General features: G+C 41.3%; 14 protein-coding genes and 2 tRNA genes. 1 reads left to right on the plus strand and 15 read right to left on the minus strand.

The genetic code is table 11. The features are described from left to right. Window positions 1-188: 188 nt before the first annotated feature. The 3 genes from ilvC to AC4HAF_RS07235 are packed head-to-tail and all read right to left on the minus strand — an operon-like array spanning window position 189 to window position 3449. The gene (gene ilvC / locus AC4HAF_RS07225) at window positions 189-1214 is read right to left on the minus strand and encodes a ketol-acid reductoisomerase (RefSeq protein ID WP_491097264.1); all 1026 of its coding nucleotides are present in this window, start codon (window positions 1212-1214) and stop codon (window positions 189-191) included. 56 nt (window positions 1215-1270) lie between these two features. Beyond that, window positions 1271-1753: an acetolactate synthase small subunit gene (ilvN, locus tag AC4HAF_RS07230; protein ID WP_003090251.1), complete on the minus strand. Its 483-nt coding sequence runs from the start codon at window positions 1751-1753 to the stop codon at window positions 1271-1273. Continuing rightward, window positions 1746-3449 carry an acetolactate synthase large subunit gene (locus AC4HAF_RS07235; protein ID WP_491097230.1) on the minus strand — a complete coding sequence of 568 codons (1704 nt, stop codon included), beginning with the start codon at window positions 3447-3449 and terminating at the stop codon, window positions 1746-1748. Before AC4HAF_RS07235 ends, ilvN begins: the two co-directional genes overlap by 8 nt. 304 nt (window positions 3450-3753) lie before the next feature. On the opposite strand from AC4HAF_RS07235, the gene AC4HAF_RS07240 reads away from it, so the two are divergent. Next, window positions 3754-4632 carry an Rgg/GadR/MutR family transcriptional regulator gene (locus tag AC4HAF_RS07240; RefSeq protein ID WP_491097231.1) on the plus strand — a complete coding sequence of 293 codons (879 nt, stop codon included), beginning with the start codon at window positions 3754-3756 and terminating at the stop codon, window positions 4630-4632. 4 nt (window positions 4633-4636) lie between these two features. Here the strand turns inward: AC4HAF_RS07240 and AC4HAF_RS07245 are convergent, their stop codons facing one another. The 12 genes from AC4HAF_RS07245 to tig all read right to left on the minus strand — a co-directional run bounded on the left by AC4HAF_RS07245 (window position 4637) and on the right by tig (window position 15790). Continuing rightward, the gene (locus tag AC4HAF_RS07245; RefSeq protein WP_491097232.1) at window positions 4637-5854 is read right to left on the minus strand and encodes an MFS transporter; all 1218 of its coding nucleotides are present in this window, start codon (window positions 5852-5854) and stop codon (window positions 4637-4639) included. Window positions 5855-6057: 203 nt separating this feature from the next. Next, complete coding sequence (locus AC4HAF_RS07250) at window positions 6058-7719, minus strand: DAK2 domain-containing protein (RefSeq protein WP_491097233.1); 1662 nt, start codon at window positions 7717-7719, stop codon at window positions 6058-6060. Further along, window positions 7719-8084: an Asp23/Gls24 family envelope stress response protein gene (locus tag AC4HAF_RS07255; RefSeq protein WP_003090259.1), complete on the minus strand. Its 366-nt coding sequence runs from the start codon at window positions 8082-8084 to the stop codon at window positions 7719-7721. The genes AC4HAF_RS07250 and AC4HAF_RS07255 overlap by 1 nt, the downstream gene beginning before the upstream one ends. Before the next feature lie 98 nt (window positions 8085-8182). Continuing rightward, on the minus strand, window positions 8183-8371 hold the full coding sequence (gene rpmB / locus AC4HAF_RS07260; RefSeq protein WP_027975489.1) for a 50S ribosomal protein L28: 189 nt from the start codon (window positions 8369-8371) through the stop codon (window positions 8183-8185). Window positions 8372-8593: 222 nt separating this feature from the next. After that, window positions 8594-8666, minus strand: a tRNA-Thr gene (locus tag AC4HAF_RS07265). A 56-nt stretch (window positions 8667-8722) separates the two neighbouring features. Next, the gene (locus AC4HAF_RS07270; RefSeq protein ID WP_491097234.1) at window positions 8723-9034 is read right to left on the minus strand and encodes a hypothetical protein; all 312 of its coding nucleotides are present in this window, start codon (window positions 9032-9034) and stop codon (window positions 8723-8725) included. 102 nt (window positions 9035-9136) lie between these two features. After that, the gene (locus tag AC4HAF_RS07275; RefSeq protein WP_491097235.1) at window positions 9137-10018 is read right to left on the minus strand and encodes a class II fructose-bisphosphate aldolase; all 882 of its coding nucleotides are present in this window, start codon (window positions 10016-10018) and stop codon (window positions 9137-9139) included. 132 nt (window positions 10019-10150) lie between these two features. After that, window positions 10151-10236: transfer RNA gene (locus AC4HAF_RS07280), tRNA-Leu, on the minus strand. 898 nt (window positions 10237-11134) lie between these two features. Beyond that, window positions 11135-12739, minus strand: coding sequence for a CTP synthase (pyrG, locus tag AC4HAF_RS07285; protein WP_491097236.1), 1605 nt, complete (start codon window positions 12737-12739; stop codon window positions 11135-11137). Between the two features lie 154 nt (window positions 12740-12893). After that, a complete protein-coding gene (gene rpoE / locus AC4HAF_RS07290) occupies window positions 12894-13487 on the minus strand; it encodes a DNA-directed RNA polymerase subunit delta (protein WP_491097237.1) in 594 nt (197 codons plus the stop codon). A 113-nt stretch (window positions 13488-13600) separates the two neighbouring features. After that, window positions 13601-14263: an HAD family hydrolase gene (locus AC4HAF_RS07295; protein ID WP_491097238.1), complete on the minus strand. Its 663-nt coding sequence runs from the start codon at window positions 14261-14263 to the stop codon at window positions 13601-13603. 243 nt (window positions 14264-14506) lie between these two features. Continuing rightward, window positions 14507-15790, minus strand: a complete 1284-nt coding sequence (gene tig / locus AC4HAF_RS07300) for a trigger factor (RefSeq protein ID WP_491097239.1) — start codon at window positions 15788-15790, stop codon at window positions 14507-14509. Window positions 15791-15822 lie beyond the last annotated feature (32 nt).

Here is a 15822-nt window from a genome sequence, read left to right on the forward strand (position 1 = left end):
CAAAATATTCAGTCTATTCATTATAACAAAAAAAGCCATAAAATGATAGACAGAGCCTGCAAATAAGACAGACTCCGGCATACGTCAGAAATATTCAACTTTTAGAGTGCAAAGTCCTGTAACTTATGGCATCTGATATTTTTAAACTAAAAAAATACCGGAAAAAATCCGGCATTTCAGTAATTCTATCAGTTATAAATTTGGAAAGCATCGTCATCATTTTGATTGACAAACGGCATAGCCTTGCGGAGCTCTGCTCCAACTTTTTCAATTTCAAGGTTTGCAGCTTCTTTGCGGTAAGCTTCCAGGCGCGGACGTCCGTTTTGGTAATCATCAACAAATGACTGAGCAAATTTGCCGTTTTGGATATCATCAAGGACTGCCTTCATATTTTCTTTGACTTGCTCTGTAATCACGCGCGGACCTGATACATAATCACCAAATTCAGCGGTATTTGAAATAGACTGACGCATTTTCTTGAAGCCGCCTTCGTAAATCAAATCAACGATTAATTTCATTTCATGCAGCACTTCAAAATAAGCCAATTCCGGCGCATAGCCGGCTTCAGTAAGCACTTCAAAACCAGCTTCAATAAGAGCAGTTAAACCGCCGCAAAGAACAGCCTGTTCACCAAACAAGTCTTCTTCTGTTTCTTCTTTGAAGGTTGTTGCCAAAAGCCCAACGCGTGCAGCACCGATGCCTTTAGCCCAGTCCATAGCAATATTTTGTGCATTGCCGCTTGGATTTTGGTAAACAGCAAAGAGCGCAGGTACACCGAAGCCTTCTTGGTAGGTACGGCGCACTAAGTGTCCGGGTCCTTTTGGCGCAACCATGAAGACATCAACATCTTCCGGTGCTTTGATGTATTCAAAGCGGATGTTAAAGCCATGAGCAAAGCCAAGAGCTTTACCGGCACTCAAGTTTGGTGCAATCTCATCAGCATAGAGTTTTGCCTGAATTTCATCCGGTGCTAAAATCATGATGATATCAGCCAATTTAGTAGCTTCTGCCACTTCATAGACATCAAAGCCGTCTTCTTTCGCCTTGTCAAAAGATTTACCATGACGCACACCAATAATCACATCGTGACCGGAATCACGCAGGTTTTGCGCATGGGCATGACCCTGCGAACCATATCCGACAACGGCAATTTTTTTACCGTCAAGTGCGGGAACTTTTACATCTGCTTCATATAACATTTCTACTGCCATAATATATCTCTCTTTTCTATTTTTATTATTGCTAAGGTTGGATAACTTCTTTAAAGCTTTTAAGATAAATCCCTTGTGAATCCTGTTGCGCCTGTCCGGGCAATATTTTTAACACCATAAGGCTGAATCACTCGAATCAAAGCTTCAATCTTATCCGCATCTCCTGTCATCTGGATAGTGATTGACTTTGGCGCCACATCAATAACACTGGCACGAAAAGGCTGGATAATCGCTAGAATCTCTGCACGCTTGCTGGTCGGAGCCGCTACTTTTATCAGGATGACTTCACGTTCCAAGTGAGGCTGATCCGTAATGTCGCGGACACGGACAACATCAATCAGGCGATTGAGCTGCTTAATAATCTGCTCTACTTCTTCCAGTGAATCGACATCAATAATGATGGTAATTCTGGAAATATTGGGCACCTCGGTATGACCGACTGAAATAGACTCAATATTCACCTGCCGGCGGGAAAGTACCCCGGTAAAACGATTGAGGACTCCGGTGGAATTTTGAAGTTTGGCTGTTAACATTCTACGCATTAAAAGTCACCCCCAACATTTCCGCATTGCTCTTACCTGACGGTACCATTGGATAAACATGCTCACGATTGGAAATATTAACCTCTATCAGCATCGGCTTGTTTTCCAAAATAACTTCCAGATCTTTTTCCAGCGTCAAAGGGTCGGAAAACTTATAATGACTGATACCGTATGATTCAGCCAAAAGCTGGAAATTCGGCTCATCATCAAAAGTTGACTCACTCCGGCGCTCATCATAGAAGGACTCCTGCCACTGGCGAACCATGCCCAGCGAATGGTTGTTGATCAAAACGACCTTGATTGGAACACCATAACCATTCAAAATAGCCAGTTCCTGATTGGTCATTTGAAAACCGCCGTCACCTACAAACAGAACAACTTCTTTGTCAGGATTTGCCAACTTGGCACCAACGGCTGCAGGAATACCAAAGCCCATTGTTCCAAGCCCTCCTGATGTGATAATCTGACGTTCATTTTTATAAGGATAAAACTGAGCCGCCCACATCTGATGCTGTCCGACATCTGTGATAACAATCGCCTCTCCTTTAGTCAGCTTGCCAATCGTTTCAATCGCATGCTGCGGTTTGATAATGTCTTCATCAAACTTATAGCTAAAAGGAGCCTTGGCCTTATTTTGCAGGACCTTATCTGTCCATTCCCGGTGTCTTGTGGAAACTTTATCTGCTTCCAAGAGCTGTTTCAAAGTCTGTTTGGCATCTCCGACAACCGGAATAGCGGTCTTGACAACCTTCCCAATTTCAGCAGGGTCAATATCCACATGGGCAACCACGGCCTTTTTAGCAAAGGTTTTAGGATTGCCTGTCAGCCGATCGGCAAAACGCGAACCAAAATTGAGCAGGAAATCGCACTCTGTCAGCGCCATGTTTGACGCATAAGAGCCGTGCATGCCTCCCATACCAAGAGACAGAGGATGTTCAATCGGCATCACCCCTAAGCTCAAAAGCGTCGACACAACCGGAATATTATAGCGCTCGGCAAAGGCAACTAATTCCGCAGAAGCTCCCGAATAATTAACGCCTCCGCCTGCTAAAATCAACGGTTTTTTGGCTTTTTTAAGCTGAGACAAAATCTTTTTAACCTGTAGGTTGTTTGGCTCAACAGTCGGCTGATAGCCGGGTACATTCAGATCGGTCTTGTAATAAAAGCTGACCATTTTCTCAGAAACATCTTTAGGCAGGTCAATGACAACTGGACCGGGACGCCCGGTCGTTGCAATATGAACAGCCTCTGTTACAATACGCGGAATATCTGCTGCATCGCGGACTTGATAATTGTACTTGGTGATAGGCATCGTAACACCAATAATATCAGCCTCCTGAAAGGCATCCTTACCAATACCGGGGGTTGCAACCTGACCAGTGAAGACCAATATAGGCACACTGTCGCTCATAGCATCAGCAATACCGGTGATGGCATTTGTTGCACCGGGACCGCTTGTCACCACAGCGACACCAAGTTTTCCGGTAGATTTGGCAAAACCTTCTGCTTCGTGCACTGCTCCCTGCTCATGACGGGCTAAAATATGGCGGATCGTATCATTTTTATAGATCGCATCATAGAGCGGTAAGACAGCACCGCCGGGATACCCAAAAATGGTTGTGATTGCTAAACTTTCCAAGGTATCAAGCAGTAATTCTGATCCTGATCTCGGATTTTTAAGCTGTATTTTTTCCACGGGAACCTCCTTTGCAATTATTGTTCAAATTTTCAAAAAATTCAAATCACTTAGTTAATATCATAACATTTTTGAAAAATTTTGCAAGTCCCTTCTGCAATTATCTGAGCTTTATTTTCATTCTTTTTATAGGCAAAAAAGGTTGGTGAATTCTTATGAATGATCGTGCCGACGCAAATGCTTTTTCGCATCATCCATCAAATGCTTAACAACTTAGCATGGCTAGTCACGTAGCTGACTTCTGTTGCAAAGAAGATTTTTTTGCTAGAATAAATAATAATGAAGATAAGCAAAGGAGGCTGCTTTGACCAAATTAGATTCATTCAATCTCGGCGAACTTTACAGAGAGCTCAGACTAGCCAGAGGACTTAAAATGAAAGATATTGCAAATGACAAGCTATCACAATCTCAGCTGTCTAAATTTGAAAACGGACAGACCATGCTCTCTGCAGATAAACTAATAACTGCCATCTCCGCTATCCACATGAGCCTTGCTGAATTTGAACATGCTTATCATCAGTATGAAGACAGTTCCTTTTTCCAGCTGGCCAAAAAAATCGCTGAACACCATGCAAATAAGGATATAACGGGATTGGAAGAACTTCTGAACAGTTATGACGAAAATTCTGAAGTTTACGATACATACAATCAGCTCAATAAACTTGTCATCCGCTGTGCCATTCATGATTTAAAGCCAGAGCATCGTATCACAGAAAAGGACAGAGAATTAGTCACAGCCTATCTTTATAATATTGAAGCGTGGACAGAATATGAGCTCTATATTTTTGGGAACACTTTGTCCATTTTATCGGACAGTGACTTAATTTTTCTGGGAAAAGCTTTTATTGAAAGAGCCACCGCCTATTTGTCAATCCCCAATAACAAACATCGAACGCAATTGCTTTTCTTAAATATTATCTTTGTGTTATTAGAGAGAAAGCAGAACAGCCATGCCGATTATTTTATGAAACACCTGGAAAATACCTTGACCTATCAAGATATGTTTGCAAAGACGGTTCTCATTTTTTTAAAGAAAGTTCTCGCCTATCAGGAAAGAAAAATCACCGATAAGTCTGTCTTAGACGATTATATTCATGATATCAGAAACGTGGGACAGGAAGAAACTGCAGCATTTCTCCAAGAAAACTTAACGAATCTGTTAGCTGATGAAAAGAGCTCTTGAGACATCAAGAGTTCTTTTTCATACCTAAACTGATGATTAGTAATAATAAGGCATAAATGATGAAGCCAAAGTAAGCCAGAGAGCTGCTGATGGTTGATAAGAGCGGAAACAGCAAGCTTGTCACAGGCGGTGCCAATACCAAAAGAGAATTAACACTGGTGACAATGCCGCCAATTCTTTCGACGGGGTAACGATTGACAATATCAGCTGAAAAGCGCGGAGAAACAATCCCTACTAAAAAAGCAAGGAGACTGTTTGCCAAGAAAATTAGCCAGATATTATCAGCTATAAACCCCAGCCCCGCCAGAAGAATCGTCAGATCAGCCCAAAGATTGATAACCAAAATAGAATGCTTTCTAAACACTTTAGCTGTTAAACTGTTTCCGATTATCATAAACACGGTAATGATTCCTGATAAGAGCGAAATTTTAAGAGGACTGCTCACCGTCGCTAATTCATGATTTTCCTTGATAAATAAAGCAAACAAAGGCATCAAGCCACCGAAGAAACCATTTAACAGGGTTAACTGAATCAGGTTAATCAGTAAAATCCGGTCAGCCAGAAAAGATTTGAAATTATCTTTAACCGCTGAAAGAGTCGTTTTCTCTTTAATTGTCTTTATTTTAGATTCCTGCTCTTTAAGAAAGGGCCGCATCAGCCCATAAAGTATTGCCACCGCTAAAAAAATCAAGGCATTTATCAGCGCTAAAGAACTTTCCCTAAAAACTGTCAGCAAGGATGCTCCGGCAAAAGTTGCTAAGACACTCACCAACTGGGTTCCCAAACTAACAAGTCCCTGAGCTTCTTCCATATCGTCTGCTTTCACCAAAGTTTTAGTAAAGGGTGAAAAAAGTGCCGTCGAATAATTTCCACTAATATCTGATAATAAGTTTAAAAGCGAAGCTGCCAGGATTAAAAGCAGGGTTGGCGGATAGCTAAAGATAAAGCCGATACCAAGATACATCAGTGTTCTAAAAAGCGAGCTGCTAACTAAGTGACCTAGTTTTTGCTGCTGTCTGTCAGCTGCCACACCTAGAAATAAACTCATCAAAATAGGAAGTGTCTCTGAAGCCGACACAATCATAACTGCTAAACTGCCATTCGGTAAAGAAGCCGCTGCTGTTAACATCGCAGTATAAAATAATCTATCACCGACTTTCGACAGTAAATTAATACCAATTAGTTGTGTAAAGTGTTTATTTTCGGTAAAAAATGTCCGCATAACTTTTCCTTTTGTTAGCTTATCTAATACAAAGTGAACTCTTTTGTTTAACAGTTCCGAATATACTTTATCACAGAAAATTGCCGCTTTAAGAAATATTCAAATACGAATATCAGCTTTTTAAATTTTTCACCTCTGACAGCGAACCCAGTTATTGGCAAAACAAAAAAGAAAGCACCATCTGCTTTCTTTGATATTATTTTTTATTCTACACTCATTATATAAGGATAGACAGGCTGGCTGCCTTGATGGATTTCAACTTCTAAATCTTCGTAATGGTCTTCCAGATAATCTGACAGGCTTTGGGCTTGATCCTGACTGCCGTCTTCTCCAACATAAATAGTGGCAATTTCACTGTCACCGTCAATCATTTTATCAAAGGTTTGGCGCAGGGCTTGATCCATATCTGGCGTTGAAACCAAAATGCTGCCGTCAACCATTCCCAAAACATCATCCTTATGAATAGTCAGACCATCAATAGTCGTATCACGAACAGCCATCGTTACGCTTCCGCTGACAACATCTGTGATGCTGTCTGTCATAGCAGCGACATTATCTTCCAAGGAATTGGCAGGATTGAAAGCTAAAAGACTGGTAAAACCTTGCGGGATAGTCCGCGTTTCCACAACCGCAGCCGGAACATCAACAACGTCCGCGGCACTTTGGGCAGCCATGAAGATGTTTTTATTATTCGGTAAAATAATAATGTTCTTCGCATTAACAGACTCAATAGCCTTGACAATGTCTTCTGTCGAAGGATTCATAGTCTGGCCGCCGGAAATGATATAATCTACACCTTGTGATTTAAAAATTTCCGCCAAACCGTCGCCGGCCGCAACGGCTATCAGAGCATATTCTTTCAGCTCTTTAGCTCTTGGTTCTGCCTCTTTTTCCTGAAGAGCCTCATGCTGATTGCGCATGTTGTCAACTTTTACCTTGACAAGAGCCCCGTATTTGAGTCCTTCTTGTATAACCAGACCCGGATCTTCAGTATGAACATGAACCTTAACAATTTCATCATCATTGATAACTAACAGAGAATCCCCTAAATTACTCAGGTAATTTTGAAAGACTTCGTAGTCAAAATCTTTGACATAAGTCGGACCCTGCTTTAGTGCCACCATAATTTCTGTACAGTAGCCAAAGGTAATGTCTTCTGTGGCCACATGACTGGCAACAGACTTATGATGCTTGGCATTGATCATTTCTGTCATATTGGCAGGAGTGGCCTGAAAATCTTCTGACAGAATATAATCGCCAGTTAAAGCTGACAGAAAACCTTCATAGATGAAAACTAAACCTTGGCCGCCCGAATCAACAACACCCACTTCTTTTAAAACAGGAAGCAGATCCGGTGTCTTAGCCAAAGCAGCTTTGGCACCATTGACCGCAGACTGCATCACGTCAGCAGCATCATCCGTATTTTCAGACTTTTTAATGGCAGCTGTCGCGGCTCCGCGCGACACTGTCAAAATAGTTCCTTCAACCGGCTTCATAACGGCCTTATAAGCCACCTCAACCCCGGCTTGAAGCGCCTGAGCCAGATCTTTGCCTGTCAGCTCTTTTTTATTCTTGATGCTTTGGGCAAAACCGCGGAAAAGCTGAGAAGTGATAACACCTGAGTTACCGCGTGCGCCCATCAGCAATCCCTTGGAAAGAATTTGACCGACTTCTCCAACCGTTGAAGCCGGCTTATCAGAGACTTCCTTGGCACCATTATCCATGGTCATGCTCATATTAGTACCTGTATCGCCATCCGGGACAGGAAAGACATTCAGTGAATTGACATATTCTGCTTGTTTACCAAGGCGTGTTGCAGCTGCCTGAATCATCCCTTGGAATAAACTTGTTGTAATATTAGCCACTAATCTTCTCCCACAACTTTAATATTTTGGACATAGACATTAACCATATCAGCAGAAATGCCCAATTGATTTTCAAGATTAAACTTGACGCGCTCTTGAATATTTTTCGATACTTCACTGATTTTAACACCGTAACTCATCACAGTGTAAACATCAACTGAGATACCGGCATCGGTTGATTTAATAACAACACCCTTAGAATAATTCTCCTTGCGCAGCAGAGCCTGAAAGTTATCTTTGATAGCGCTCTTGCTGGCCATGCCGACAACCCCGAAAATTTCATTGGCTGAACCGCCAACAACTGTGGCAATCACGTCATCAGACAATTCAATCTGACCGTCTTTTGTATTAATTTTTACTGTCATTTTGCTACCTCAAAAAGTTTTTATCAGCTTATTTTACCATAATATAGATAGCTTGTAAAAACATAACAAAAAAAGAGCCCTAAGACTCTTCTTTCGTTTTAAACGCGTTCTACTTTACCAGATTTAAGCGCACGTGCTGAAGCCCAAACTTTTTTAGGTTTTCCGTCAATAAGAACAGTCACTTTTTGAAGATTTGGTTTTGCTGTGCGTTTGGTTTTGTTCATTGCGTGTGAACGGTTATTTGCTGATACAGTCCTGCGTCCTGTAAAATAACATACTTTCGCCATTTATCTGTCATCCTCCTGCTTAGTCTAAGGGTGAAGTCACCACATACCGTAATATTATAGCAAAATACCAACCGTTTGACAATAGCCTCTTCAAATATTTTTCCAGAACTACGGCTTAGCACAGATGTGAAAATTCTAAAATGACGTTAGCCAGTTGAAAATATGAAAAAACACCTTAAGACCTATCACACAAATCTTAAAGTGTTGCTTGCAGCTAACTAATGCCGATTGCAGGACTTGAACCTGTGACCTACGCGTTACGAGTGCGTTGCTCTACCAGCTGAGCTAAATCGGCTAACAGTAATATTTTACTATTTCTAAAAATTTTGTCAATAGAATAGGCGCAGCCATTTAAGAATCTTCTGAGAAATGGCTATTCTCCAATAAGTTAATGTTCCCTTTTTGCTTCCATAACTGATACAAACTTTTCAACACTACAGCAATAAAAACAATTAGGGCAAACAACAAAAGAAGCAAGAAAATAGCTAGGGGCTTCAACAACGTCCAAATCATCACAATGAGCACGTAAAGACCGATTAAAAGACCCATCAGAAAAGTCAGCGCAAGATAAAAAGCCAACCAAACAATTAAAGAGCGAAGCTTTTTCCCTTTTGGAACGTCAAACAAAACATGAAAAATAATCTCAGTAATTGCTTCTATCATACAAGCTCCTTATCAATTCTCTGCTTTAGAAATCTCGTTTTATTCAGTATAACAAAAAATCCCGCCTAGGCGAGATTTTTTGTTACTTCTATGGTCAGACAATTAAGCTTTACCTTCTGAACCAAAGACATCAATACGTTCTTCAACAGCTTCTTGGATAGCTTTAGCGCCATCAGCCAAGAATTTACGTGGGTCAAAGAGTTTTTTCTTATCGTATTCAGCTTCATTTGCATCATAAGCACGCGCAAAGGCACGAGTTGCATTTGAGAATGCAATTTGACATTCTGTATTAACGTTAACTTTAGCAACACCAAGTTTGATAGCTTCACGAATTTGATCATCAGGAATACCTGATCCGCCGTGAAGTACGATTGGGAAACCTGGAACAGCTTCTGTCAGTTTCTTCAAGTGGTCAAGATCAAGACCTTCCCAGTTTTCCGGATATGGACCGTGGATGTTACCAATACCTGCTGCCAAGAAGTCAATGCCTGTTTCAACCATTGCTTTAGCATCTTCGATTGGTGCCAATTCACCGCGGCCGACGATTCCGTCTTCTTCGCCGCCGATAGTACCAACTTCAGCTTCAACTGAAATACCTTTAGCATGTGCTTTTGCAACAACATCTTTAGCTTTTTCAAGGTTTTCTTCAACTGGAAGGTGTGAACCGTCAAACATGATAGAAGTGTAACCAACTTCGATACATTCAAGCGCATCTTCATAGTGACCATGGTCAAGGTGAATTGCAACTGGTACAGTAATACCCATTGATTCTACAAGAGTTTCAATCAAAACTTTACAAAGTTTGTAACCGCCCATGTATTTTGCAGCACCCATTGACGTTTGGATAAGAACTGGAGCTTTTTTGCTTTCCGCTGCACGCAGGATCGCTTGTGTCCATTCAAGGTTGTTTGTGTTAAATCCACCAACTGCATAACCGTTGTCACGAGCTGCTTGGACAAATTTTTCTGCTGAAACGATTGCCATTTTTAAAGGCCTCCTAAATATTTTTTGGGTCAAACCCATTACATTGTTTATTTTATCACTTTTACAGTAAAATTTCCAGCCTTTTCTTGAAAACTCATCAAAACAAAAAAGCCGGCCAAAGGCCAGCTGATATGCGGAGAGAGGGACTTGAACCCTCACGACCAAAAGCGGTCACAAGATCCTTAGTCTTGCGCGTCTGCCAATTCCGCCATCCCCGCAGCAACAAAATAAATTATATCAACTTCCTATATTGCTGTCAAGGATATTTCCCATATTTTTATAAAAATCCTCAAATTGTCTTTTTCTTAAAAGTTCTAACATGAAGTTAGCCGGCTGGATAGTTGAAAAGGTGACGCAGAGAGATCCTGTCATCACTGCAGCCGACATTATACACATTAGAGAGGCACTGAAAACAAGGTCTTTATATGTCGATGAGAAGTAAATTAAAAAATTCAGAAAAATAATCAAAAGATTCCTCCAAAATGAGTAATTAATAACAATACTGAAAATCCCCTTGAATTTTTCTGTCAAAAGACCTAGACTATAGGCGTATTCGTTTTGTTAATCAATTTTCTTTAGCACAATGAGTATAAAAATCACATTTATTTAAAGGAGATTCAGTATGAATACTTTAGCTTTCGAGGCGTTCGAATCTTTGGATGCTGATAATCTTGCTCAAATTCAAGGTCAAGGCTGGGTTGGCGCTGGAGTTGGCTATAATACACCATTATAAAGAGGTTGAGTTAAATATATGATATATGCTATTTACTCGTTAATATTATTAAGTTTTGCAGTATTAGTCTTAATTTCTAAGCACAGTCAAAGTGGTGCTGTCAAGCTTATCTGTTTTGGAATTTTTATACTGGAATGCATCTTAGTAATAGCTAATATGTTTTTTTCATTTTTGAATTAAACAATATTTTGTTAGTCGGATATCTATTCAATCAATTCTATGCTACTTAAGGTTGTCCCATATGACTTACGATAATGGCTCTCTTGCTGTTTATTATAGTTATATGGGGCTTTTTTGATAGACAGCAAAAGCTCTGCAATCTCCAAAGCTATTATCTGCTGCGGAGATTACAGAGCCTAATTTGTCTAAATCCTATGTTATTATCAATGACTATTTTCTACTGCTGCTGTCACAAAGGCCGTATATAATTCCTCAGGACGATTAGGACGTGATTGCAGTTCCGGATGGTACTGGGCTGCAACAAAGAATTTCTTGTCTGAGAGTTCCACAACTTCTACCAAACGATTGTCCGGAGATACTCCTGAAAAGACAAAGCCGGCTTCTTCAAACTGCTGACGATAGGCATTGTTAAATTCATAGCGATGGCGGTGGCGGCGCTGAACAACGTCTTGGTTGTCATAGGCCGCTGCTGCCTTACTGCCCGGTTTCAGCTTACATGGGTAAAGCCCCAGACGCAGTGTACCGCCCATATCCTCGATATCAATTTGATCGCGCATAATATCGATAACCGGATACTTAGTGTCCGGATCCAGTTCAGCAGAATTAGCCCCTTCAAGATTGAGCACATGACGGGCGTATTCCACACAGGTCAGCTGCATGCCAAGGCAGATACCAAGCATAGGCACATCATTTTCACGCGCATAGCGAATGGCTTCGATTTTGCCTTCGGTACCGCGATGGCCAAAGCCGCCCGGAACAATAATTCCGTCTGCGTCTTTTAGCAATTCACCAACATTTTCAGCGCTAACATCATTAGCATTGATCCAATCAAAATCAATAGCTGTATCGTTGACATAGCCTGAATGCTTCAGAGCTTCAACAACAGACAGGTAAGCATCCGGCAGTTCCACATATTTGCCGACCAGAGCAATCTTTGTGGTTTTCTTCAGGTTCATCACCTTATCAACCATGGCAGACCACTCTGTCATATCAGCAGCCGGCACATTCAGTTTTAAATGATTGCAGACAATCTGATCCATATTTTGCGCCTGCAAATTAAGCGGAATCTGGTAGAGATGGTCTACATCGAGCGATTCAATGACAGCTTCCGGAGCCACATCGCAAAATTGAGCTAATTTATTTTTAATCCCTTGTCCGGCAGGCTTTTCTGTCCGAATGACCAGCATATTGGGCTGAATACCCAAACCGCGGAGCTCTTTCACTGAGTGCTGAGTCGGCTTGGTTTTCATCTCACCAGCTGCCTTCAGATAAGGCAGCAGAGTAGTATGAATATACATGACATTATCAGAACCTACATCAGACTTCATTTGGCGCAGAGCTTCCAGGAAAGGAAGACTTTCAATATCGCCGACCGTTCCTCCGACTTCAGTGATAATCACATCAGAATCAGTCGTTGTAGCAGCGCGTTTAATCTTTTCTTTGAGAGCATCTGTGATATGCGGAATAACCTGAACCGTCGCTCCAAGGTATTCTCCTTTGCGTTCTTTACGAAGGACTTCGCTGTATATTTTTCCTGTTGTCACATTTGAATATTTATTGAGATTGATATCAATAAAGCGTTCGTAATGTCCGAGGTCCAGGTCTGTCTCAGCACCATCATCGGTCACATAAACTTCACCGTGCTGATAAGGACTCATTGTCCCCGGGTCAATATTGATATATGGGTCAAATTTTTGAATGGTCACCTTGAGACCGCGATTTTTCAAAAGGCGGCCGAGACTTGCAGCCACAATCCCTTTACCAATTGAAGAAACAACACCGCCGGTTACAAAAATATACTTTGTCATTAAATGCTCCTTTACTTAATTTGGGAGAAAAAAGAAAAATGCCCCCTAAAACTAGGGAGCTTATACCGACCTCAAAAGAGGTGCCCAGTAAATAATATAAACTATCTGACTTCATTTGTCAATGAAGAATTGGACACATCTAAGACAGAGCAAGCTACTCTTCTTCGCTGTCTTCCTCTTCCTCATCGTCGTCAGAATATTCGTCATCTTCTTCATCTAAATCAACATTTTCATCCAGATCTTCATCGGGGATAATCTCATTGATTTCAGAATCGTAAGATTCAACTTCAGATTTTTCATCATCCGGATTGTCATCATCGTAATCAGTATCTTCTTCAGGCGAATCAAAGCTCTCATCTTCCGGATCATCATCGCTGTAGTCGATAGCATCTTCATCGCCGTCCATAAAGGCATTGACGCGTTTTCGCTTACGTTTTGGCGCACCGTCTTCGTCATCTTCAAGAGTGACAATTTCTTCATCAATTTCATCGATGCCATACCAAGAGCGCAGACCCCATTTGTTGTCACCGAGCGGAATAAAGCTGCCGTCAACATTTAAATCTGAGTAGAAAAACGGCAAGGCTTCACGAATGTCTGCATCTGACTTTTCTAAATAAACTTGAATAGCATTAACAAGGTCACTAAAATACATCTCATGGTCCCGGCCGCGTTCTTCTAAGATAGCACGGGCAACTTCAATCATTGAGAGTTCACTTTTTTCTTGTCCAGCAAATACTTCTAATTCCAAGGTGGTTCTCCTTATTTTGTCGTTAACTTATATTTTACGATATTTTCAGCAGTAAGTCAAAAGAGATTTATGCAAGAGCCGCTCCTGCCAACGCTTTACTTACAGCACCGCTTTTAGCTGAAAGACTTGACATACTCTAGAATAGCCAGCATATCCTTAGCCATATAATCAGCCTGCGACTGATCAACAGACATGCGTTTCTCTTCGTAGGCAACTGTCTTCATGCCTGCTTTCTTAGCCGCCGCAATCCCTGAAGGAGAGTCTTCAACAGCGAGTGCCTGTTCTCCCGGAATCCCCAGACGCTTAAGAATCGACAGATAAATAGCCGGATCGGGCTTGCTTGCTTCAAAATCCTCACCGCTGACGATAACATCAAAGCAGTCTTTGATGCCGCAATTATCAAGAATTTCGATAATGTACTTTTTTTGTGTTGATGAAGCAACTCCTAAGGCTATATCATGAGCCTTAGCATAGTCTAAAACAGCAAGAATGTCTTTTCGAAACAGCGGCAGATAGCTTTCCTTGCGGTATTTTTGCAATTCAACCTTTTGCAGGCCCTGCTCAATTTCTTCATCAGCAAGATCCAGCTGAATAAGTTTTTTAATTCGCGTGACCAAATCTTTTCCGGATCGTCCGACAAGCTGCGAAAAATCTTCGTGCGTCAGTTTAGACGGTTCTTTGGCGATTTCCTTTATATAGGCCTGCTGTAATTGAAAATCCAGATATTCCGTATCAACAATGACACCATCCATATCAAAAACAATTAGCTTTATCATAGGCAGCTCCTCCATATAAGACCGAATGTGATTGAGTGCTTTCTTCAACCTTATTATAACAACTTGTTAAACGCCTTACTAGAAAAACACGAAAAAATCTGTGTCTAGATTCGCTTTTCCGGTTTTACGCAAGAACGGGCCGGCGGAGCTTCTGCTTGTCCTATAAAACCCGTAAAAAATGAAAGACTTGAGGCAAAATCCCCAAGTCCTATTTTAAAAAACCAAAGCAGCTCTTGCTGAGTCTTATTTAACAGTTGCTGTTTCTGTAATTGTATCAACAGCTTTTTTCATTGCAATATCATGCTTGAGCATATCCGGTGAAAGGAGTGAACGCACTTGTTCAGCATCCATACTGTATTCAGCTGCAAGATCAGCAATTTCTTTTTCGATTTCTTCATCTGAAGCTTCAAAGCCCTCTGCCTTAGCAATGGCTTCGATAACCAGGTTAGTTTTCACACGTTTGTCAGCGTCTGCTTCGTATTGTTTGTGAAGGTCTTCTTCAGTTGTACCCGTCAATTGGAAATACATTTCTGATGAGATTCCTTGGCGCTGCATATTGCCCATGAATTCCTGCATAGCACGGTGAACTTCATCGTGAACCATTTCTTCCGGCAGTTCAACAATTTCAGCATTGGCAACAGCCAAATCAATAGCTGCACTTTCAACTGCATCATCATAAGCAGTTTCCTTAGCCGCTTCAAGTTCCTTGCGGTATTTAGCCTTCAATTCATCTAAAGTTTCCACTTCTTCGTCAATGTCTTTAGCCAATTCATCATCCAATTCAGGAATTTCCTTAGCCTTGACTTCATGGATAGTTGTGACGAATTTAGCATCCTTGCCGGCAAGGTCGGCTGCTTGATAATCTTCTGGGAAAGTAACGTTTACATCAACTGTTTCTCCGGCTTTTTTGCCTACTAATTGGTCTTCAAAACCTGGGATAAACTGACCGCTCCCGAGTTCAAGTGAGAAGTTATCCCCCTTGCCGCCGTCAAATTCAACGCCGTCAACCGAACCGACAAAGTCGATAACGACAGTATCGCCTTCAGCGGCTGCGTCTTCTTTAAGAACGAGTTCAGCCAGATTGCTGCGTTCGCGTTCGATTTTTTCGTCCACTTCTGCATCAGTAACTTCTTTAGATTCTTCAACTGATACTTCAAGATTTTTGTAATCACCGAGTTTTACTTCTGGTTTAGTAACAACTTCTGCTGTGATTTCCCAGTCTTGGCCTTTTTCCATTGATTTAACATCAATTTTTGGCTGAGCCACAACGTCAAGTTCCAACTCTGCAACAGCTCCTTCGTATGCTGATGGCAGGATACTGTTCAAAGCTTCTTCATAAAGAGCTTCTTCACCGAACTTTTGATTAAAAACGGCACGCGGCAGATGTCCTTTGCGGAATCCTGGAACTGAAATATCTTTCTTCACTTTATTGAAGGCTTGGTCAAGAGCCGGCTGAATCTTATCTTGGCCAATCGTGAATGTAACAACCCCACGATTTGTCTCTTTGTTTTCAAATGATGTAGACATGAAGTCATTTCTCCTTAAAATTTATTTGCACT

It is taken from the genome of Streptococcus sp. ELY_90, from assembly GCF_058314475.1.

Bases quoted from the DNA above. Each gene is read 5' to 3' on its own strand.
- ilvN (WP_003090251.1), bottom strand. From the start codon at position 1,753: ATGCGTAGAATGTTAACAGCCAAACTTCAAAATTCCACCGGAGTCCTC.
- AC4HAF_RS07245 (WP_491097232.1), bottom strand. From the start codon at position 5,854: ATGCGGACATTTTTTACCGAAAATAAACACTTTACACAACTAATTGGT.
- AC4HAF_RS07255 (WP_003090259.1), bottom strand. From the start codon at position 8,084: ATGACAGTAAAAATTAATACAAAAGACGGTCAGATTGAATTGTCTGAT.
- rpmB (WP_027975489.1), bottom strand. From the start codon at position 8,371: ATGGCGAAAGTATGTTATTTTACAGGACGCAGGACTGTATCAGCAAAT.
- AC4HAF_RS07270 (WP_491097234.1), bottom strand. From the start codon at position 9,034: ATGATAGAAGCAATTACTGAGATTATTTTTCATGTTTTGTTTGACGTT.
- AC4HAF_RS07275 (WP_491097235.1), bottom strand. From the start codon at position 10,018: ATGGCAATCGTTTCAGCAGAAAAATTTGTCCAAGCAGCTCGTGACAAC.
- pyrG (WP_491097236.1), bottom strand. From the start codon at position 12,739: ATGACAAAGTATATTTTTGTAACCGGCGGTGTTGTTTCTTCAATTGGT.
- AC4HAF_RS07295 (WP_491097238.1), bottom strand. From the start codon at position 14,263: ATGATAAAGCTAATTGTTTTTGATATGGATGGTGTCATTGTTGATACG.
- tig (WP_491097239.1), bottom strand. From the start codon at position 15,790: ATGTCTACATCATTTGAAAACAAAGAGACAAATCGTGGGGTTGTTACA.